The 20443-nt window shown below is 68.9% G+C and carries 18 protein-coding genes and 2 tRNA genes; 11 read left to right on the top strand and 9 right to left on the bottom strand.

Features of this window, described 5'->3' with window-relative positions:
- The first annotated feature begins 76 nt into the window (after nucleotides 1–76).
- Nucleotides 77–292 (top strand): hypothetical protein, encoded by a 216-nt coding sequence (locus WAF18_RS09630; RefSeq protein WP_337244904.1) that lies wholly within the window; start codon nucleotides 77–79, stop codon nucleotides 290–292.
- Nucleotides 293–324: 32 nt separating this feature from the next.
- On the opposite strand, the gene WAF18_RS09625 is transcribed toward WAF18_RS09630, so the two are convergent.
- Complete coding sequence (locus WAF18_RS09625) at nucleotides 325–558, bottom strand: hypothetical protein (protein ID WP_337244903.1); 234 nt, start codon at nucleotides 556–558, stop codon at nucleotides 325–327.
- Between the two features lie 250 nt (nucleotides 559–808).
- On the opposite strand from WAF18_RS09625, the gene WAF18_RS09620 reads away from it, so the two are divergent.
- From WAF18_RS09620 to WAF18_RS09585, 8 genes are all read left to right on the top strand, one after another.
- Nucleotides 809–895: transfer RNA gene (locus tag WAF18_RS09620), tRNA-Leu, on the top strand.
- Between the two features lie 189 nt (nucleotides 896–1084).
- A complete protein-coding gene (locus WAF18_RS09615) occupies nucleotides 1085–2377 on the top strand; it encodes an MFS transporter (RefSeq protein ID WP_337244902.1) in 1293 nt (430 codons plus the stop codon).
- A gap of 72 nt (nucleotides 2378–2449) precedes the next feature.
- A tRNA-Leu gene (locus WAF18_RS09610) sits at nucleotides 2450–2536 on the top strand.
- 710 nt (nucleotides 2537–3246) lie between these two features.
- Nucleotides 3247–5724 (top strand): ribonuclease R, encoded by a 2478-nt coding sequence (gene rnr, locus WAF18_RS09605; RefSeq protein ID WP_337244901.1) that lies wholly within the window; start codon nucleotides 3247–3249, stop codon nucleotides 5722–5724.
- A gap of 78 nt (nucleotides 5725–5802) precedes the next feature.
- A complete protein-coding gene (gene rlmB, locus WAF18_RS09600) occupies nucleotides 5803–6567 on the top strand; it encodes a 23S rRNA (guanosine(2251)-2'-O)-methyltransferase RlmB (RefSeq protein WP_337244900.1) in 765 nt (254 codons plus the stop codon).
- Nucleotides 6568–6633: 66 nt separating this feature from the next.
- Nucleotides 6634–6900: a hypothetical protein gene (locus WAF18_RS09595; RefSeq protein WP_183426072.1), complete on the top strand. Its 267-nt coding sequence runs from the start codon at nucleotides 6634–6636 to the stop codon at nucleotides 6898–6900.
- Nucleotides 6901–7066: 166 nt separating this feature from the next.
- Nucleotides 7067–7381 carry a quaternary ammonium compound efflux SMR transporter SugE gene (sugE, locus tag WAF18_RS09590; protein WP_183426071.1) on the top strand — a complete coding sequence of 105 codons (315 nt, stop codon included), beginning with the start codon at nucleotides 7067–7069 and terminating at the stop codon, nucleotides 7379–7381.
- Between the two features lie 536 nt (nucleotides 7382–7917).
- The gene (locus WAF18_RS09585) at nucleotides 7918–9048 is read left to right on the top strand and encodes a metallophosphoesterase (protein WP_337244899.1); all 1131 of its coding nucleotides are present in this window, start codon (nucleotides 7918–7920) and stop codon (nucleotides 9046–9048) included.
- Here WAF18_RS09585 and rnt read toward each other — a convergent pair.
- The 7 genes from rnt to pstS (WAF18_RS09550) form a co-directional block, all read right to left on the bottom strand.
- Nucleotides 9023–9718, bottom strand: coding sequence for a ribonuclease T (gene rnt, locus WAF18_RS09580; protein ID WP_337244898.1), 696 nt, complete (start codon nucleotides 9716–9718; stop codon nucleotides 9023–9025). The two genes, WAF18_RS09585 and rnt, sit on opposite strands and share 26 nt — an antisense overlap.
- Before the next feature lie 64 nt (nucleotides 9719–9782).
- Complete coding sequence (phoU, locus tag WAF18_RS09575) at nucleotides 9783–10487, bottom strand: phosphate signaling complex protein PhoU (RefSeq protein WP_337244897.1); 705 nt, start codon at nucleotides 10485–10487, stop codon at nucleotides 9783–9785.
- Between the two features lie 159 nt (nucleotides 10488–10646).
- On the bottom strand, nucleotides 10647–11474 hold the full coding sequence (gene pstB / locus WAF18_RS09570) for a phosphate ABC transporter ATP-binding protein PstB (protein WP_047136322.1): 828 nt from the start codon (nucleotides 11472–11474) through the stop codon (nucleotides 10647–10649).
- A 52-nt stretch (nucleotides 11475–11526) separates the two neighbouring features.
- On the bottom strand, nucleotides 11527–12420 hold the full coding sequence (pstA, locus tag WAF18_RS09565) for a phosphate ABC transporter permease PstA (RefSeq protein WP_337244896.1): 894 nt from the start codon (nucleotides 12418–12420) through the stop codon (nucleotides 11527–11529).
- A complete protein-coding gene (gene pstC, locus WAF18_RS09560) occupies nucleotides 12420–13394 on the bottom strand; it encodes a phosphate ABC transporter permease subunit PstC (RefSeq protein ID WP_183426065.1) in 975 nt (324 codons plus the stop codon). Before pstC ends, pstA begins: the two co-directional genes overlap by 1 nt.
- Before the next feature lie 202 nt (nucleotides 13395–13596).
- Nucleotides 13597–14685: a phosphate ABC transporter substrate-binding protein PstS gene (gene pstS, locus WAF18_RS09555; protein WP_337244895.1), complete on the bottom strand. Its 1089-nt coding sequence runs from the start codon at nucleotides 14683–14685 to the stop codon at nucleotides 13597–13599.
- A 393-nt stretch (nucleotides 14686–15078) separates the two neighbouring features.
- A complete protein-coding gene (gene pstS / locus WAF18_RS09550; RefSeq protein ID WP_337244894.1) occupies nucleotides 15079–16113 on the bottom strand; it encodes a phosphate ABC transporter substrate-binding protein PstS in 1035 nt (344 codons plus the stop codon).
- Nucleotides 16114–16408: 295 nt separating this feature from the next.
- Here pstS (WAF18_RS09550) and WAF18_RS09545 point away from each other — a divergent pair, with 295 nt between their 5' ends.
- Together WAF18_RS09545 and WAF18_RS09540 are read left to right on the top strand one after the other, a co-directional pair.
- Nucleotides 16409–17710 carry a porin gene (locus WAF18_RS09545; RefSeq protein ID WP_337244893.1) on the top strand — a complete coding sequence of 434 codons (1302 nt, stop codon included), beginning with the start codon at nucleotides 16409–16411 and terminating at the stop codon, nucleotides 17708–17710.
- A gap of 272 nt (nucleotides 17711–17982) precedes the next feature.
- Complete coding sequence (locus WAF18_RS09540; RefSeq protein ID WP_337245017.1) at nucleotides 17983–19569, top strand: M20/M25/M40 family metallo-hydrolase; 1587 nt, start codon at nucleotides 17983–17985, stop codon at nucleotides 19567–19569.
- A gap of 146 nt (nucleotides 19570–19715) precedes the next feature.
- Here WAF18_RS09540 and nth read toward each other — a convergent pair whose 3' ends face one another.
- On the bottom strand, nucleotides 19716–20345 hold the full coding sequence (nth, locus tag WAF18_RS09535) for an endonuclease III (protein WP_337245016.1): 630 nt from the start codon (nucleotides 20343–20345) through the stop codon (nucleotides 19716–19718).
- Between the last annotated feature and the right edge of the window lie 98 nt (nucleotides 20346–20443).

The raw sequence follows: 20443 nt of genomic DNA, 5'->3' as shown, positions 1-20443 counted from the left end.
GCGTCGGCGGCGCGCGTGTCACCTGCGCTCGCACCGCCTGCCCGACGATGGCGGCTCCTGCCGACGGAGGTCCATCATGGGCCGTGACGAATCCAATGATGGCCGGCGCGGGCCGCTGGAACGCGACCGCGCGCCGGACGGGCCGCGCGCGCCCGGCGAGTCGCCCGCCAAGCGCGACCAGGACGAGCACAACGATCCGGCGGTGCAGCCCGGTGCGGTCGACGGCGCCCCGCCGCGGGGCGATGCGGGCGCTGCACGCGGCCTGCGCAAGTCCACGCGCGACGCCGGCTGAGCCGTCGCGCCGGCCCGGCACCGCTGCAACGGCTACAACGACGCGTCCGATTCGTCTTCAATCGGCGCGCGCACCAGGGCGAGCAGGTGCGCGCAGCCACGCTGCGCGCGCGCAAGGCTGCGGACGACGGCTGGGCGATCGTCGTGCTGGAGCAACAGCTCGATCATTTCCAGCGCGATGCCGACACCATTGGCCGCATTGCGCAGGTCGTGCAGCCAGGCGGCGTGCCTGGCTTGGGCATCCATCGGTGGCTGTGGCGGCGCCATCGGGTCGTCCTGTGGCCGGGGGGAGGGCGCGTCGCCAGCGGCGCGCGACGGCACATCCACCACTGCGGTGTAGCGGCGGCCATGTCGCCGGTGCGTGCAGCGCCGTTCGCGTGCACGGTGACTGCCGGAAGCCATTGCAAACCGACCTTCCGCGTGCGCCTTGCGCCGGGGCTGCGCGATTGCGCTCGAACGCCGTGTGCAAACGCGTTGACAAGCCGTGCGCGGATCGACAACATACGCGCCCTGACCTGCCCAGGTGGCGGAATTGGTAGACGCACTAGCTTCAGGTGCTAGCGGGGGCAACTCCGTGGAGGTTCGAGTCCTCTCCTGGGCACCAGGTCATCGCAGCCTTACCGACTGCGACAACGAACCCGCCAAGTGCGGGTTTTTTTGTCCCTGCCGTTCCTGACACGCGCCTGCGGCGGCCAGGAAGGGCGTCGCGACACGCGCCGGGCGTGTCCGACGGCGATCGTTCTGCCGACCGGTCCGCACGGTCCCGGCACCGGCGGACAGGAGCGCGCGCGTCGTGTCCCGAGATTTGCTGAAGCTGGTGCTGGGCCCCCTGCTGGGCTTGTTCATCGTCTGCCTGGGCAACGGCTTCGTCTCGTCGCTGACGGCGTTGCGGCTGGACGCGGCGGGCGTGTCGGACACGATGATCGGCATTGTGTCCTCGTCGTATTTCGTCGGCCTGGCGCTGGGCGCGATGTTCAGCGACCGGCTGATCGCACGGATCGGGCATATCCGCGCCTACAGCAGTTTCGCCTCGCTGACGGCGGTGACATTCCTGCTGCAGGGGCTGGTGTTCGATCCCTGGGCCTGGTTCGTGTTCCGGCTGATCAACGGCTGGGCGATCGTCGGCATCTTCCTGGTGGTCGAGAGCTGGTTGCTGCTCGCCGGCGATTCGCGCATGCGCGGGCGCCTGCTCGCGGTCTACATGATCGCGCTGTACGGCTCGGGCATGCTCGGCCAGCTGCAGCTGGGGATCATCGACGGCTGGGGGGCGATGGCGCCGTTCATGGTCGCCGGCATGCTCGGCTCGCTGTCGGTGTTGCCGGTGGTGATCCTGCCGCGGGTTTCGCCCGAAACCGGGGCGATCGAGCCGCTGACGCCGCGCGACCTGCTGCGGGTGACGCCCTCGGGCGTGCTCGGCTGTTTCGGCTCGGGCGTCGCGATCGCGGCGATCTACACCCTGCTGCCGATCTACTTGCAGCGCGTGGGCATGGACGTGGCCGAAGTCGGTCAGTTGATGGCCTGCACGATTCTCGGCGCGATGGTGCTGCAGTACCCGGTCGGCCGTTGGTCGGACCGGCAGAACCGGCAGGTGGTGTTGCTGGTGCTCAGCCTGGCGTGCGCGGTACTGGCGCTGGCGATCCTGTGGTTGCCCGACGCGCGTTGGTTGCTGGCGGCCTTGCTGTTCCTGCTCGGCGGTGGCGTGTTTGCGATCTATCCGGTTGCCGTCAGCCATTCGGCCGACCGCGCCGCGTCCGACGAGTTGGTGCGGCTGATCCAGGGCCTGCTGCTGGTCAACTCCGTCGGCGCCGCACTCAGCCCACTCGTCATCGCGCCGGTCATGAACCGGGTCGGCGCGCAGGGGCTGTTCTGGTCGTTCCTGGTGCTCAATCTGCTGTTGGCCTGCGTGTTTCTGTGGCGACGCAGCACGTCGCCGGCGCCGCTGCCGGCCGCCCCGTTCGAGCCGGTGGTGCAGGTCTCGCCGATCGGTGCGGAGTTCCGGGTCAGCGAGGCGATGGTGCAGGCCTCGCTCGATCGCGAGCAGCAGGAAGAGGATGCGTCGCGGGCCGACGATGCACCGCGCGCCTGATGCCCTTGGCGAACCGGTCGACTTGGTGCGTTGACAGCAGCGCACGCGCACCGCAGAATGCGCGTCTGACCTGCCCAGGTGGCGGAATTGGTAGACGCACTAGCTTCAGGTGCTAGCGGGGGCAACTCCGTGGAGGTTCGAGTCCTCTCCTGGGCACCAGGTCACGCAGCCTTACCGACTGCGACAACAAACCCGCCGAGCGCGGGTTTTTTTGTGCCTGTCGCCCGCGTTGCAAGGGGCGTTCGGTTCGCCCAAGCTTCCCGGGTCGCTCTGGCCCTTTTCCAGTTCCATGGGAGGAGTTCGACTTCGGTGGGGCATCGGCCCGCCGCCCGGTCGCCGCTCTCCCCTCGCTCAGAGCCACTTCGCGATCCGGCACGCGAAGTACGCGTGGCGTTCGCATCGGTGCGTTGGCGTGCGCGGAACGTCCTTCGCTCACGTGTGCCTGCTATCTCAGCTCGGCCCAGCACGGTTGCCGAAAAAGGCGCATGACGTCCGCCCCAGCATGCGATGTTTCATCGACCCGAAGTCGGGGGGGGCAGCCGTCCTGAGCAGCAGACTGACGGCCGGTGGCCGCGTCAAGCGCGCCAAGGATGGCGCGCGCCCGAGTCAAGGCAGGGTGAGCATGGATGGCGTGCGCGGCACTGCCGCGTATCCATGCGAACGCCACGCGTGCTTCGCGTGGCCGGACCGCGAAGCGGCCTTGACCGAGGGGAGAGCGGCTTCCGGCCGACAGGCGGCTGCCCATCCGAAGTGAACCCCTCCCGCACTCGAGAGCGGAAACTCACTTCTGTCCTTAATCGTATCCCCGCGCGCAGCGGCGAGGCCGCTCTCGACGCGGGCCTCGCAGCGCCGGGTGTACCATGGCCGGAATGGCAAAACCTCCCAGCAAGCGCGGCAGCCGCCGCGATTCCGAACGTCCCGCCCCCGCCGCCAAGCGCGGCGACGCCGGCGGATCCTCCCGCAGCGGCAAGCCGGCGGCCCCGCTGCCGCCATGGATGCCCGATCCCGGTCTGCAGCGTGCGCTGCGCTCGGGTGCGCGCCCCGGAGCGCGCCCGCCTGCCGAACCCACCCCGGCAGCTCCACGCCCGCCCGTGTTGCGTGGCGGCCGGATCGACGATCCGCACGCCAACCGCGAAGCGGCCCGCTACGCCAATCCGATCGCCAGTCGCGAGGCGATCCTGCAACTGCTCGCCGACGCCCCCGGACCGCAGACCGCGACCGAACTGGCGCAGGCGCTCGATCTGACCGACCCGGAGCGCTTCGACGCGCTCGGCAAACGGCTCGCGGCGATGCTGCGCGAGGGCCAGTTGCTGCAGAACCGCCGTGGCGGGCTGGTGCCGGCCAAGCGGCTGGACCTGATCCCCGGCACGGTGATCGCCAACCCCGAGGGCTTCGGCTTCCTGCGCCCCGACAGCGGCAGCGGCGACGACCTGTTCCTGCCGCCGGCCGAGATGCGCAAGGTCATGCACGGCGATCGCGCCATGGCCAGCCTGACCAACGTCGACGCACGCGGCCGCCGCGCCGGCGTCATCGTGGAAGTGCTCGAACGCCGCACGACCCGGCTGATCGGCCGGTTCTCGGTGGAGTCGGGGATCAGTTTCGTGGTGCCCGATGACCGCCGGATCCAGCGCAACGTGCAGATCCCGCAGGACGCGCGGCTCGATGCGCAGGACGGCCAACTGGTGGTCTGCGAGATCGTCGCCCCGGGCGACGCGCGCCGACCGCCGATCGGCAAGGTGCTCGCGGTGCTCGGCGATGCGCTGACCCCGTCGCTGGTGGTCGAGGCCGCGATCCATGGCCACCATCTGCCGCACGAGTTCCCGCAGCCGGTGCTCGAGGAAGCCGCGGCAGTGCCGCTGACGGTCGAAGAACGCATGCTTGGCGACCGTGTCGATCTGCGCGCATTGCCGCTGGTGACGATTGACGGCGAGGACGCCAAGGACTTCGACGACGCGGTGTACTGCGAGCCCAACCGGGACGGCTTCCGTCTGGTGGTGGCGATCGCCGACGTCTCGAACTATGTACGGCCGGGCACGCCGCTCGACGATGAAGCGCAACTGCGCGCGACCAGTGTGTATTTCCCTGGTTTCGTCGTACCGATGCTGCCCGAGACGCTGTCCAACGGCATCTGCTCGCTGATGCCGCGGGTCGACCGCATGTGCTTCGTCTGCGACATGCAGGTCGGTCGCGACGGCGAGGTGAGCGGCGCGAAGTTCTATGAGGCGGTGATGAACTCGCACGCCCGCCTGACCTACACCCAGGTGTGGAAGGCAGTGGGCGAGCAGGACGAGGATGCGCGCGCGTCGATCGGCGCGCTGCTGCTGCAGGTCGAGCACCTGCACCAGCTGTTCCGCGTGCTGGCCAAGGCGCGGGCCAAGCGTGGCGCGATCGAGTTCGAGAGCTCGGAAGTGCGCTTCGTGCTCGACAACCGCGGCGAGGTCACCCAGGCCGGCATGCTGGTGCGCAACGACGCGCACAAGCTGATCGAGGAATGCATGATCGCCGCGAACGTGGAGGCCGCGCGCTTCCTGCTCGAGGCCGGCATTCCCGCGCCGTACCGCGTGCACGACAAGCCGCCGGAGTCCAAGTACACGGATCTGCTGGAGTTCTTGAAGGAGTTCGCGCTGCGCATGCCGCCGTGGGCGAAGGTACAGCCCAAGGACTTCACCAATCTGCTCAAGAAGATCCGCGATCGCAGCGATGCGACGCTGCTCGAGTCGGTGCTGCTGCGCAGCCAGAGCCAGGCGGTCTACTCGACCGAGAACCTGGGCCACTTCGGCCTGGCGCTGGCGGCCTACGCCCACTTCACCTCGCCGATCCGCCGCTACCCGGACCTGCTGGTCCATCGCGCGATCAAGCACGTGCTCTCGGGCAAGCCGCTGGCGAAGTTCGACTACACCCCGCGAATGATGGAAAGCCTGGCGCTGCAATGCTCCGAGCGTGAGCGCCGTGCCGACGAAGCCGAGCGCGAGGTCGACGAGCGTTACCGCGCGGCGTGGATGGAAAAGCATGTCGGCGGCCAGTTCGACGGCGTCATCAGTGGCGTGACCAGCTTCGGGCTGTTCGTCGAGCTCGACCAGTCGAAGGTCAACGGCCTGGTGCACGTGACCCAGCTGCCGAACGACTTCTACCGCTTCGATCCCATCCGCCGGATGCTGATCGGCGAGCGTGCCGGCCGCGAGTTCCGGCTCGGCGACCGCGTGCGCATCCTCGTGCTCAAGGCCAGTCTGGAAGACCGCAAGATCGACTTCCGTCTGGTCGAGGATGGGGCGCCGCAGCCCGGCGAGCCGAAACCGCCACCGCCGCGCGGCAAGCCGGCGAAGCGCGAGAAGGCGCCCTACCGGTAGAATGGACGCCCCTTCGGGGCCGGGGCCCACGCCTCGGCCCCGAAACGTTTGAGCCCTCCTGAGCCCGAAGCCCGACGCATGAGCAGCAAACAGAACCAGTGGATCGTCGGCATCAATGCCGTCGCCGCGGCCGTCGAACACGACGCCGAGAACGTACGCGAAGTGCTGCTCGAGGCGGGAGCCAAGAACCCGCGGATCGTGGAGATCGAGACCGCCGCGCGCCGGCGCGACATCGACGTGCGCCGGGTCGCGCAGCAGGCGCTTGACGGCGTCGCCGGCGGCCTGCGCCACCAGGGCGCGGTCGCACGCTACGCAGCGGCCCGGACCTGGGACGAGAACGAACTCGAGGGCCTGGTGGAAGCGGCCGAAGGCCGCGCGCTGCTGCTGGTGCTCGACGGCGTGCAGGACCCGCACAACCTCGGCGCCTGCCTGCGCAGCGCCGCCGCGGCCGGGGTCACCGCGGTGCTGATCCCCAAGGACAAGGCGGTCCAGGTCAATGCGACGGTGCGCAAGACCTCGGCCGGCGCCGCCGACCATGTTCCGGTCGTGCGCGTGACCAATCTCTCGCGCAGCCTGCGCGACCTGCAGAAGCTCGGCGTGTGGATCTACGGTCTGGCAGGCGAGGCGAGCGCCTCGCTGTATGGCCTGGACCTGCGCGGCAACGTCGCGCTGGTGCTCGGCGGCGAGGCCGATGGTCTGCGCCGGCTCACTCGTGAGCATTGCGACCAGTTGGTGACCATTCCGATGCCCGGCGCCGATGCCGCGGGCGGCGTGGAGAGCCTGAACGTGTCGGTCGCCTCGGGTGTGGTGCTGTTCGAAGCGGTGCGCCAGCGCCTGGGGTGAGCCGTGCTTGCCCGCCGGGGCAGGCGGGCGGATGATGCGGTCGGTTTCCGCGTAGAGGAGAACGGCATGGACCTGCTCTGGCACCAATGGTGCGGCATCGTCGGTGCGTCGCTGATCGTGCTGGCGTACTTCCTGCTGCAGGTCACGCGGCTGTCGGGCGCCGGCCTGCCGTATCTGCTGCTGAATCTGTTCGGCGCCATCGGCGTGGTGCTTTCGCTCTACGGCGGCTTCGATGTGACCGTGCTGGCGATGCAGCTGGCGTGGATCGCAATCAGCCTGTTCGGCATCGTCCGCACGCTGAGCGCCCGCAGCCGGGCGACCGGTCCGCACTGACGGCGACGCGTCCGATCGCGGTGCGTCCGATCTTGGCGGCGGCGGGTCAGGCCGCGGTCATCCGTCGCGGCAGCGACTGCGCCAGAATGCCGCGCAGGAAGCGGGGACGACCCCGCCGCTCCATCCACATCCGGGGACGGCCCCATCGCCACGATGGAGGTGCGTCATGTCCTGGATCATTCTTGTGCTGGCCGGTCTGTTCGAGATCGCCTGGGCGATCGGTCTGAAGTACACCGAAGGCTTCACCCGGTTCTGGCCCACAGTGGGCACGGTGGCATCGATGGTGATCAGTGTCGGTCTGCTCGGCATCGCGATGCGCGCGTTGCCGGTCGGCACCGCGTATGCGGTCTGGGTCGGCATCGGCGCGGTCGGCACCGTCATCCTGGGCATCGTGCTGATGGGCGATGCAGCGAGTCCGGGGCGCCTGATCAGCCTGGCGCTGATCGTCGCCGGCATCATTGGGCTCAAGCTCGCCAGCTGACCTGCGCGGCGCGCGTCGAAGTGAGGCGCTGCTCTTTAATGCGGGAGAGGGCGTTTCACTTCGAGTGGGCAGCCGCCTGCCAGCCGGAAGCCGCTCTCCCCTCGGCAAGGCCGCTTCGCGGTCCGGCCACGCGAAGCACGCGTGGCGTTCGCATGGATGCGCGGCATGCCGCGCAGACCATCCATGCTCACCCTGCCTTGACTCGGGCACGCGCCCGCTCCGCTTCTCGGATCGGTCCGGCCCGGCGCAGCGCGCCGGGCGTTCGCCCGCTCGCGCGGCATGCCGCGCAAGCTAAAGCGGGCTCACCCATGGCGCGCTCGACGCGGCCACCGACCGTCAGTCCGCTGCTGCGGACGTATACAACCCGACTTCGGATAGAGGCAAAGTCGCCCGCTGGAAGAAGTCGAGCGCCTTCGGCCTGAGTGCATCGTGATCGCCGCCGCGCCTCTGGCACCGGCGCCCCGCATCGAAGACCATAGCCAGCCCCACGTCGGCACGTTGCGCACGCGCCGGCCCACCGCTGCCTGGAATCCGTCGTGCTCAGTGTCGTCGCCCTCCTGCTCGCGTCCTATCTTGCTCTGCGGCTGGTACTGCCTTTGCGCTGCGCTTGGCCGCTGCGCGTCGTATTGGCGGCGCTGATCTACGGGTTGGCGCTGCATCACCGCATCGTCGCGCGCTTCGCCGGCAGCATGGCGTCGCCCGAACTGCCGAAGCTGGTCATCGCCGCGCTCGGCACCGGTTTCGTGGCGCTGTTGCTCACCGCGCTGCTGGTGCTGCTGCTCGACCTTGCGACGCTCGCGAGCTGGGCATTGCGCCGTCGCCGTGCGTTGTCGGCATTGCGCGCACGCTGGCTGCGGCCGGGTGCGGCGGCGCTGGCGTTGCTGCTGTCGCTGTACGGCACCTGGCAGGCGATGGTGGTGCCGCAGGTGCGCCAGGTCGAGATTGCGATCGCCAACCTGCCGCCGGCCTTCGAGGGCTATCGTCTGCTGCAGCTGACCGATATCCACACCAGCCGCTTGCTGACCGGCGACTGGGTCGCCGAGGTCGTCGCGCGTGCGAATGCGCAACGCCCGGACCTGATCGTCATCACCGGCGATCTGGTCGACGGCAGCGTGCGTGCGCGCAGGGACGACGTACGTCCGCTCGCCGACTTGCGCGCCCCCGACGGGGTCATCGCGATCACCGGCAACCACGAGTACTACGGCCAGTACCGCGCATGGATGGATGCGTTTGCTGCGCTGGGCATGACGGTGCTCGAGAACGCGCACCTGCGCATCGCGCGCGGGGATGCCGCGCTGACCATCGCCGGCGTGACCGATCCGGTCGCCGAGCGCTATGGCATGCCCAAACCCGATGCTGCGGCTGCACTGGCTGGCGCCGATCCGGATGCGCCGGTGATCCTGCTCGATCACCGCCCGCGCGAGGCCCGCGCACATGCCGCGCGCGGGGTCGCGCTGCAGCTCTCGGGCCACACGCATGGCGGCCACATCATCGGCATGGATCGCGTGATCGCGCGCGCCAATGGCGGCTTCGTATCCGGGCTCTACCCAGTCGACGGCATGCAGCTGTATGTCAGCAATGGTGCCGGGCTGTGGCCGGGCTTTGCGACCCGGATCGGCGTGCCGTCCGAGATCACGCTGATCACGCTGCGTCGGGCGGCGGACTGAGCGCCGCCGGCGCGTCGGTGTCGGCGGGCGCGGCCATGGCCGGCCAGGCATTGGCGATGCGGCAGAACAGCTGCGCGGTCAGTGTCGTGTCGTACAGCGCCGAGTGCGCCTGCGACTGGTCCCAGGTCAGGCCGGCGGCCTGCACGGCGCGTGCCAGCACGGTCTGACCGTAGGCCACGCCGGCCAGGGTCACGGTGTCGAACACACTGAAGGGATGGAACGGGTTGCGCTTGTGGCCGCTGCGCTCGACTGCGGCATTAAGAAAACCCAGATCGAAATGCGCGTTGTGGCCGACCAGGATCGCGCGCTGGCACTGGTGCCGTCGCACCGCCGCACGCACGTGGGCAAACACGTGCTCGAGCGCATCGCGCTCGGGCTTGGCGAAGCGGAACGGATGATGGATGTCGATCCCGGTCACTTCCAGCGACTTGGGATCGATCGTCATGCCCGGCGCCGGCTCGACGTGCGCATGTGCCGATTCGCCGGGAAACAGGCGCCCGTCGGCATCGAGGTCGAGCGGGATCGCGGCGATCTCCAGCAGCGGGTGCCGGCGTGCGTCGAAGCCGCCGGTCTCCACGTCGACCACGACGGGCAGAAAGCCGCGGAAGCGGCGGGCCATCGGCGGAAGGGCAGTGGGGGCGGCAGCGGCCGGCGCGTCGATCTCAGGCATGCGCGCAAGCCTAGCAGAGCGCCGCCCGCGGTTCGGCCGCCGCAGCGGTCCCGCCGCCCTCCGTTCAGACGACCGTGTTGGTCCCGTCGCGCTTCTCGCGCGGCGGCAGGCCATCGTCGCCGTGTTCGAGGAACCAGATGTTCTCGGCGATGTTGGTCGCGTGGTCGCCGATGCGCTCGATGTTCTTGGCCATGAACAGCAGATGGGTGCTCGGCGTGATCGCGCGCGGATCTTCCATCATGTAGGTCAGCAGTTCACGGAACAGGCTGGTGTAGACCGTGTCGATCTCCACGTCCTGGGCGCGCACGCGCTGTGCCGCGTCGGCATCGGTGTCGCGGAACGCGGCCAGCACTTCGCGCACCTGGCGCACGGCCAGTTCGCCCAGCACCGCCAGGCCGCGGGTATGCGGCAGCGGCGGGGCGAGATTGAGCGCGGTCGAGCGCTTGGCCACGTTCGCCGCGTAGTCGCCGATGCGCTCGATGTCAGCGGCAATGCGCAGGGCGGCGAGGATTTCGCGCAGGTCGCGCGCCATCGGCCCGCGCAGCGCGAGCTTCATGACGTCCTGGCTGATCTCGCGCTCGAGGATGTCGATCGCATCGTCGTTGGCGACGATCCGGTCGGCCGCGCGGTCGTCGCGGCGCTCGACGACGTCCAGCGCCGATTCGAGCTGCGCGGCCGCCATCTCGCCCATGCGCAGGATCTCGCCGGTCAGCCGGCTGCGTTCTTCGTCGTAGCTCTTGACGATGTGGTCGTGCGGTTGGGTGGGCATGGTGGTTACCTGAAAAGGAAGGCGCAGAAGCGTTCGTCTTGGGAAGGGCGCCGCCATCCATGGCGGGGTGTCGCCGGCGTCGGATCGTCCGGCCCGGCCATCCCTGGCCGGGCGTTCGGGGCGCGGTCGAGGCCGGAGGGCCTCGACCACGCGCGCCCCTCACCCAAACCGGCCGGTGATGTAGTCCTCGGTCTGCCGCTTGGAGGGGTTGGAGAAGATCGTCTCGGTGGTGTCGTGTTCGATCAGATCGCCCAGGTACATGAAGGCGGTGTAGTCGGACACGCGCGCGGCCTGCTGCATGTTGTGGGTGACGATGACGATCGTGTAATCGACCTTCAGTTCCTCGACCAGTTGCTCGATGCGGCTGGTGGAGATCGGGTCGAGCGCCGATGTCGGCTCGTCGAGCAGCAGCACGTCGGGGCGCAGCGCCACCGCGCGTGCGATGCACAGGCGCTGCTGCTGGCCGCCCGACAGGCCCAATGCGTTCTGCCCGAGCTTGTCCTTGACCTCGGTCCAGAGCGCGGCCTGGGTCAGCGCCTGCTCGACGCGCTCGGCGAGCTGGCCCTTGGAGAGCTTTTCGTGGTGGCGGATCGCATAGGCCACGTTCTCGAAGATCGTCATCGGGAACGGCACCGGCTTCTGGAACACCATGCCGACCTTGGAGCGCAGCCGGTTCATCGGGTAGCGCGGGGAGAGGATGTTCTCGCCGTCGAGCAGCACTTCGCCGCTGGCCACCAGCTTGGGGTACAGCGCGTAGATGCGGTTGAAAATGCGCAGCAGCGTCGACTTGCCGCAGCCCGAAGGGCCGATCAGCGCGGTCACGCGCTTTTCGGGAATCTCCAGATCGATGCCCTTGAGCGCGTGGAAGTCGCCGTAGTGGAAATCCAGGCCGCGCGCGGCGATCTTGACCGGCCGCGGGGCCAGCGCTTCGCGGGCATGGGTCGCCAGCTGGATGCGTTGCGACGGCGCGGTATGCAGGTCGTTCATGGCCGGATCCGGTGTAAAGGAGGGAGTAGGGTCGGGAAGGCGGGGCGCGGCGTCAGTCATGCGTCACCCGGTTGCGCAGCAGGATCGCGCGGGCGCCCAGGCTCACCAGCAGCACGAAACAGGTCAGCACCAGCGCGCCGGCCCAGGCCAGCTGCTGCCAGGATTCGTAGGGGCTGCCGGCGTACTGGTACATCACCACCGGCACGCTTGCCATCGGGCGCAGCACGTCGCTGTTCCAGTACTGATTGCCGAACGCGGTGAACAGCAACGGTGCGGTTTCGCCGCTGATGCGCGCCAGCGCCAACAGCACGCCGGTGACGATGCCGGCCGACGCGCTGCGGTAGAGCACCTGCACCACCACCTTCCAGTGCGGCACACCCAGCGACAGTGCGGCTTCGCGCATCTGCGTGGGCACCAACTGCAGCATCTCGTCGGTGGTGCGCACCACGACCGGCAGCACGATGAACGCCAGCGCGATCGCGCCGGCCAACGCCGAGAAGCGGCCGCCGGTCTGCATCACGAACAGCGTGTAGACGAACAGGCCGAGCACGATCGACGGCGCCGAGAGCAGGATGTCGTTGATGAAGCGCACGACCACGCCGGCCTTGCGTGCCCGGCCGTACTCCGACAGCCAGGTGCCGGCGGCCACGCCCAGCGGTGTGCCGATCGCGATCGCCAGTGCGCACATCACTGCGCTGCCGAAGAACGCATTGAGCAGGCCGCCGTCCTGCATCGGCGGCGGCGTCATCTGCGTGAACAACTGCAGGTTGATACCGCCGGCGGCCTTGCTGACCAGCGTCCACAGGATCCAGCCCAGGAAGAACAGGCCGAACGCGGCGGTCAGACAGCCCATCAGAATCGCGATGCCGTTGCGCACGCGGCGGCGCGCGTACAGGCGGTCTGCGACCTGGCGTTCGCGCTCGGTGACGGTAGCGACAGCGGTCATCACTTGCCCTCCCGGCGGGCGAGTTGCATCAGCATCAGGCGGGCGATCGCGAGCACCACGAAGGTGACGATGAACAGCACGAAGCCCAGCAGCAGCAGCGCCGAGCGATAGGTCTCGGTGGCTTCGCCGAAGTCATTGGCGATCAGTGCGGCGATCGTCGTGCCCGGTTCCAGCAACGACGGCGTCAGCCGCACCGAGTTGCCGATCACGAAGGCCACCGCCATCGTCTCGCCGAGCGCGCGGCCCAGCCCGAGGAAGATGCCGCCGATGACCGCCGAGCGGGTGTAGGGCAGCACGATGTCCCAGCTGACCTCCCACTTGGTCGCACCCAGTGCGTAGGCCGATTCCTTCAGGCGTGTCGGCACGGTCAGAAAGACTTCGCGCATCACCGCCGAGATGAAGGGGATCACCATGATCGCGAGCACGAAGCCGGCGGTCAGCGTGCCGATGCCCAGTGGCGGGCCCTGGAACAGCAGGCCGATGCCCGGCAGCGTGCCCAGGTGGTCGTTGAGCCAGGGTGTCACCCAGGTGGTCATCACCGGCACCAGTACGAACAGGCCCCACATGCCGTAGATGATCGAGGGGATGCCGGCGAGCAGTTCGATCGCCGTGCCGACCGGGCCGCGCAGCCAGCGCGGCGCGACCTCGGTCAGGAAGAACGCGATGCCGAAGCTGACCGGCACCGCGATGATCATTGCGATCAGCGCGGTGACGATGGTGCCGGCGATCGGTGCGAGCGCACCGTAGCGGTTCTCGACCGGATTCCAGTCGGCGCTGGTGAAGAACGACAGGCCCTGCGAGGCGAGCGCATCGCGGCCACCCCAGAGCATCGACAGCGCGGCGCCGGCGAGCGCGAGCATCACCAGCACCACGGTCGTGGTCAGGACGAAGCGGAACAGGCGATCGGCACGCGCGTCGCGCAGGTCGCGGTCGCTCGGAGCAGGAAGCGCGGCAGAAACAGTGGCGGCGTTCATGGGGAGGTCCGAAAGCAGGTGGGGCCGCAGGTGGCGGGTGCCGTCATGCCCGCGCAATGCGGGAAACGCGCTTCAACGGCTGGTCATCCAGGGACTTGGGGCATCGTCGCGACCGGCTCGGGTGGTAACGACACCCGCGCCACCCGCATCGCCACGATGACGCGGCGTGTCCGCGCCCGCTCGCACGGGCGCGGACGGACCATCACTTGAACTCGGCGGCCCAGTAGGCCTCGATCTGTTGCACCAGTTCCGGCGGCAGCGGCACGTAGTGCAGTTCGCTGGCCTGTGCCTGCCCCGACTCGAATGCCCACTTGAAGAAGTCGCGCGTCGCCTGGCTGCGCGCCGCGTCCTTGGGCTGCTTGTGCATCAGCATGAAGTTGGTCGCGGTGATCGGCCAGGCGTCGGCGCCCGGCGCGTTGGTGATCACCAGGTTGAAGTCCTGCGCGCTGGCCCAGTCGGCGGTCGCGGCGGCCGCGGCGAAGCTCGCTTCGCTCGGCTGCACCCAGTTGCCGGCCGCGTTCTGCAGCGAGGCGTACGGCATGCCGTTCTGCAGCGCGTAGGCCAGTTCGACATAGCCGATCGAGCCCTTGATCTGCTGCACGTACGAGGCCACGCCCTCGTTGCCCTTGCCGCCCACGCCGGTCGGCCACTGCACCGAGGTGCCTTCGCCGACCCTGGACTTCCAGTCGGGGCTGACCTTGGACAGGTAGTTGGAGAAGTTGAACGTGGTGCCCGAGCCGTCGGAGCGGTGGACGATGCTGATCTTGCCGGCCGGCAGCGTCACGCCGGGGTTGAGCGCGGCGATCGTCGGATCGTTCCAGGTCGCGACCTTGCCCAGGAAGATGTCGGCGAGCAGGGCGCCGGTGAGCTTGAGCTGGCCGGGGGCCAGGCCCTCGACGTTGAGGACAGGCACCACGCCACCGATCGCCGAGGGGAACTGGCCCAGGCCCGCGGCCTGCAGTTCGGCGCTGTCGAGCGGCTTGTCGGACGAACCGAAATCGACGGTGCCGGCCTTGATCTGCGCGATACCGCCGCCCGAGCCGATCGACTGATAGTTGACCTTGTTGCCGGTGGCGGCGTTGTAGTCGGCCGACCACTTGGACACCAGCGGGTAGATGAAGGAAGCGCCGGCGCCCGAGATCTCGGCGGCGACGCGATCGCGCGCGCCCTGCTGTGCGGCAGGCGCACCATCGGCGGTCTGGCCCGCCGAGGTGTCGTTGCCGCCGCAGGCGGCGAGGAAGAGCAGGGAAGACAGCGCGAGTGCGCCGATGCGGGCCGGGTGACGGGACATGCGCAAGCTCCAGGTGGGGGGAGGCGACGCAGCGCGCCGCCGGGGTGCGCTCATGAAATGATGTTTTTGTTACAGGCGTATGACGTCGGGGGCGGACGCGGATGGACGCTTGGATGTGTCGCGTCGGGTATCGGCCCAAGTGGTGGCGCGGACGGGGTTTGCCCCCCCCCACCCGCCGCGCTGCGCGCGTCGACCTCCCCCGCGTGCGGGGGAGGTGAGCAGTTGTGAAGCCCTCCCCCGCGTGCGGGGGAGGGTTGGGTGGGGGCGCTCGCTGGCGCAATGAAAAACGGGCCCGAAGGCCCGTCGAGGAAGAAAGAACGCAGCGCGGAGCCACGGGCCGGCTGGGAGAGGGCAACCGGCTCGCGGTGTCGCCAGCGCGATGCGTCGAAGACGTCAGTACCGCGCGTTCTGGGTCCAGTAGCGCTCGATCTGCTGCACCAGCGAGGCCGGCAGCGGCACATAGCCGAGCTGGCGGGCCTGCGGGCCGCCGTTGGCGTAGACCCAGCGGAAGAAGTCCTGCGCATTCTTGGCGCCGGCACGGTTCCTCGGCGCGCGGTGCATCAGGATGAAATTGGTCGCGGTGATCGGCCAGGCGTTCTCGCCCGGGGCGTTGGTCATGACCAGGTGGAAGTCGCGCGTCGAGGCCCAGTCGGCGCTGGCGGCCGCGGCCGAGAAGGTCTCTTCGCTCGGATTGACGAAGTTGCCCGCGGCATTCTTCAGGCGCGAATAGGCCAGGCGATTCTGCACCGCATACGACAGTTCGACGTAGCCGATGCCGCCCTTGATCTGCTTGACGTACGCGGCGACGCCCTCGTTGCCCTTGCCGCCGATGCCGACCGGCCACTTGACCGTCGTGCCTTCGCCCACGCCGTTCTTCCACTCCGGGCTGACCTTGGACAGGTAGTTGACAAAGTTGAAGGTGGTGCCCGAACCGTCGGAGCGATGGACGACGGTGATGCGCGCATCGGGCAGCGCCAGGCCGCCGTTGAGCGCGACGATCGCCGGGTCGTTCCAGCGAGTGATCTTGCCCAGGAAGATGTTGGCCAGCGTGTCGCCGTCGAGCTTCATCGCGCCGGCGGCGATGCCTTCGACGTTGACGATCGGCACCACGCCGCCGATCACCGACGGGAACTGCACCAGGCCGGACTTCGCCAGGTCCTCGGGCGAGAGCGGTGCGTCTGAGGAGCCGAAGTCCACGGTGCCGGCCTTGATCTGGGCGATGCCGCCGCCCGAGCCGATCGACTGGTAGTTGACCTGCTTGCCGGACGCGGCGCGGTAATCGGCCGACCACTTGGTCATTGCCGGATAGACGAACGAGGCGCCGGCGCCGGTGACATCGTTGGCCAATGCGGGCGCGGCGAATGCGCTTGCCAGCAGGGTGGTCGACAGCGCGAAGGTCGCGACCCGGTTCTTGAGCAGTGCGTACATGAGGTTCCCTGGAGTGATGGACGGCCCACAGCGCCGTGCGGCGTATTTCACGCATGCCGCATGACGCTCCGGCTTCAATCCCGTGACCGTGCGATGACGGCGACCGGGAGCGGGCGTGGCGCGCTCTGGGGGTGCGCTGTCATCGGACTGTCATCGGGTTGCCATCGGCCTGTCAGCGAGCCCGCGCAGTCTGCGCAGCGTCGCTAACGGGCGCTTAACGCCGGGGCGGGTCACGCGGGGCGTGACGCACGGAACGGCGCTTCGACACCTCTCACTCTCTCCACGGGAATCCACCATGCGTCATTCCATCCTGGCCGCGTCCGTCGCCCTTGCCGTCGCGTCCGTTTCCTTCGCTGCCGCCGCACAGTCCCCGCGCGATGCGGAGGTCGCCGCGCTGCGCGCGCAACTGGCCGAACTGCAGGCCAAGGTCGACGCGCTGGAAGTGCGCACCGACGCGCAGTCGGACATCAACATCGGCACCCAGGAGAGCCTGGACAAGATGGCGACCACGATGCCGGTCGTCGACACCAAGGGCGGGCTGAAGGTCACCTCGGCCGACAAGCAGTTCGAGTTCTCCGCCGGCGGCCGCCTGCATTTCGACGCCTACGCCTTCGATCGCGACCAGGCCTCGACCACCGGCACGACCGAGTTCCGCCGCGCGCGCATCACGCTGCAGGGCAAGGCCTATGGCTGGGACTACAAGTTCGAGCAGGACTTCGCGGCCGGCAGCGGCCTGGATGGCTTCCGCGACGTCTACATCGCCAAGTCGGCGCTGGGCGGCAAGTTCACCATCGGCCACTTCAAGCCGTACCGCTCGATGGAAGAGCTCACCAGCTCCAACGAGATCCTGATGATGGAGCGGCCGTTCGCCTCGGCCACCGGTCTGTTCAACGGCCGTCAGTTCCAGCAGGGTGTGGGCTATCTGCGCGCCGATGGCAACTACACCGCCGGCCTGTCGGTGTTCAACCTGCGCAGCGCCTCGGGCAGCCGCAACGAAGGCGTGGGCGCCGCCGGGCGCGTGACCTTCGCGCCGATCAACACCGCCGACAGCACGCTGCACTTCGGCGGCTGGGTGAGCCAGGAAAACCTCAACCAGGGCTCGGCGGACTTCTCGGCGTCGGCCAACTACGCCGGTCGTCGCGGCCCGTCGCAGACCATCGCCACCACCACCGGCGCCAGCCGCAACCAGGTCACCGCGGTCGGTGTCGAGGCCGCGGGCTCGTTCGGGCCGCTGTTCTTCCAGGGCGAGTACGCCAATGCCACGTTCGGCCAGCCGGTCGGCCCCGATCAGGACGTCGCGACCTGGTACGTGCAGGGCAGCTGGCTGCTCAACGGCGGCCACAAGGCCTACAAGCCGGGCAACGGCATCTTCGCCTCGCCCAAGGTCGCCGACCGCGGGCTGTGGGAGCTGACCGCACGCTACGACACGATCGAGAACAAGGACGTGCGCAACATGGACGTCAGCAGCTGGATCGTCGGCATGAACTACTACGTCAATCCGAATCTGCGCTTCATGTTCAACTACACCAAGGGCGACAACACGCTCACCGGCGATGAGACCGGGCAGTACGCGCTGCGCACGCAGTTCGCGTTCTGATTCACGCGCGTTGCGCCACGCACGAGGCCCGCGGCGAGCACCGCGGGCCTCCTGCGTTCCGGGCGCCTGCGATCGGCAGCATGCACGCCGCGCGTCGACATGGAGCGGGGCGTGCGGGATGCGCCGCGACCCGCGGCTGCGGTTAGCATGGCGGTCCGGCGCCGCGGGGACGGTGCCGTCGCCGGCCCGTCCTTTGCGCGGGCCTTCGTTCTGCAGTCCCGGGGAGTCTTGTGAGTACGCAAACCAACGTTTTCCGCCTGTTGCAGGCGGCACTGGCCGCCGTCGTCCTGGTGCCGGTGCTGGTATCCGCCCAGGCCATCGAGCCGGTCGACCTCGATGTCGTGGCCCGGATCCGCCATGAAGCCTTCCATCGCTCGCAGGCGGCCGCCAATCTCAAGGAACTCACCGAGACCGTCGGGCCGCGACTGACCAATTCGCCGGCCTATGTGCGGTCGAGCGAATGGGCGCGCGACAAGCTGCGCGGCTATGGCCTGAGCCGGGTGCAGGACGAGGTCTACGATCCGGCGTTCGGCCGCGGCTGGGACTTCCGTGCCTCGCGCGTGGAGATGATCGCGCCGCGCGAGCTGCCGATCCACGCACTGCCCAAGGCCTGGACGCCTGGCACCGATGGCCCGGTCGAAGGCGAGGTGGTGCTGGCGACGTTCAAGACCCTCGAGGACATCGACAAGCAGCGCGGCAAGCTCGCCGGCAAGATCGTGCTGCTGGATGAGGCGCGCGCCTACAAGCCGGCCGACAAGCCCGACTTCCGCCGCTACACCGAGGAAGACCTGGGTGAGTTGCAGACCTTCCCGGTGCCGCAGGACCCGGCCGGCGACGCGCAGGACAAGCGCCTGGAGGAGTACCGCAAGCGCCAGGCGCTCAACCGGGCGCTCAATACGTTCTTCGCCGAGGAAGGCGTGCTGGCCACGCTGTCGATCAGCTCCTGGGACAACGGCATCGTCCGGGTGATGGGCGGCGGCGCGCGCAAGGCTGGCGAGCCGGTCGGCGTGCCGGATCTGGTCGTCGCCGCCGAGCACTACAACCAGTTGGTGCGGGCGGTCGAGCGCGGACAGGCGCCGCGGCTGCGGGTCGATGTCGATGCGCGCTTCACCAGCGATGGCGATCTGCCGGCGAGCAACACCTTCGCCGACCTGCCCGGCAGCTCGAAGGCCGATGAACTGGTGATCATCGGTGCCCATCTCGACTCCTGGCACACCGGGACCGGCGCGGCCGACAACGGCGCTGGCGTGGTCGTGATGATGGAGGCGATGCGGATCCTCAAAGCGATCGATGCACGCCCCAAGCGCACCATCCGCATTGCGCTGTGGGGCGGCGAGGAGCAGGGCCTGCATGGCTCGGCCGGCTACGTCTCCAGGCACCTGGCGGCCTATCCCGAACCGACCGATCCCGAGCAGCGGGCGCTGCCGCAGTCGTTCCAGCGTGGCACCGGTCCGCTGCAGCGCCAGCGCGGCTACGACCGCTTCTCCACGTACTTCAACTTCGACAACGGCACCGGCCGCATCCGCGGCATCTACGCGCAGGAGAACCATGCCGCAGTGCCGATCTTCCAGGCATGGCTGGCGCCGTTCGCCGACCTGGGCGCGAGCATCGTCACCACGCGCAATACCGGCAGCACCGACCATATCTCGTTCGATCGCGTCGGCCTGCCGGGCTTCCAGTTCGTGCAGGACCCGGCCGACTACTTCAGCCATGTCCATCACACCCATCTGGACACCTACGATCACGTGGTGCCCGAGGACCTGAAGCAGGCGGCGGCGATCATCGCCTCGTTCGCCTATCACGCCGCGATGCGCGAACAGCGGTTGCCACGCAAGCCGTTCGTCGAACGCGACGAGTGATGCGACAACGCGGGCCGGCCCATGTGCCGGCCTGCGTGTTGTCGGTCGATCGCGCGCCCGATCGTCCTGTCATCCGGCGCACCGTCTTCTTGCCCAGGCGGACGCGGTGGGCGCTTGGGGCGCGTGCTGACGAGACGGTGGCGCGGTCAGTCCGGCGTGCCTGGTGTCTTGTCCTTGAACCGGCACAGGTCGCGGATCACGCACTTCGGACAGTCGGGCTTGCGCGCCTTGCAGGTGTAGCGGCCGTGCAGGATCAGCCAGTGGTGCGCACCGAGCAGGAATTCCTCGGGCACCACGCGCAGCAGCCGGTCCTCGACCGCGCGCACGTCCTTGCCCGGTGCTAGGCCGGTGCGGTTGGACACGCGGAAGATGTGCGTGTCGACGGCGATCGCCGGCTCGCCGAACACGGTGTTGAGCACGACGTTCGCAGTCTTGCGGCCGACGCCGGGCAAGGCCTCGAGCGCGGCGCGATCGTGCGGGACCTCGCCGCCGTGCTGCTCGACCAGGATCCGGCAAGTCGCGATGACGTTCTTGGCCTTGGCGTTGAACAGCCCGATCGTCGCAATGTGGCGCTTGAGGCCGTCTTCGCCCAGGTCGAGGATCGCCTGGGGCGTGTTGGCCACCGGATACAGTCGTCGCGTGGCCTTGTTGACGCCGACATCGGTGGCCTGCGCCGACAGGATCACCGCGATCAGCAGCTCGAACGGGGTGGTGTATTCGAGCTCGGTCTTCGGTTCGGGATCGAGCGCGCGCAGGCGTGAGAACAGCGCGTGGATCTCGGCGCGGGTGAGCGTCGGGGGGGGGGGGGGGGGGGGGGGGGGGGGGGGGGGGGGGAGGGCGCGGTCGCCTCTCCCTCTCCTTCTTCTTCTTTCTT

It is taken from the genome of Luteimonas sp. gir (genome assembly GCF_037198055.1).
GTDB lineage: Bacteria > Pseudomonadota > Gammaproteobacteria > Xanthomonadales > Xanthomonadaceae > Luteimonas > Luteimonas citri_A.
The sequence above is the reverse complement of the archived record's forward strand: the minus strand, read 5'-3'. Positions and strand labels throughout refer to the sequence as shown.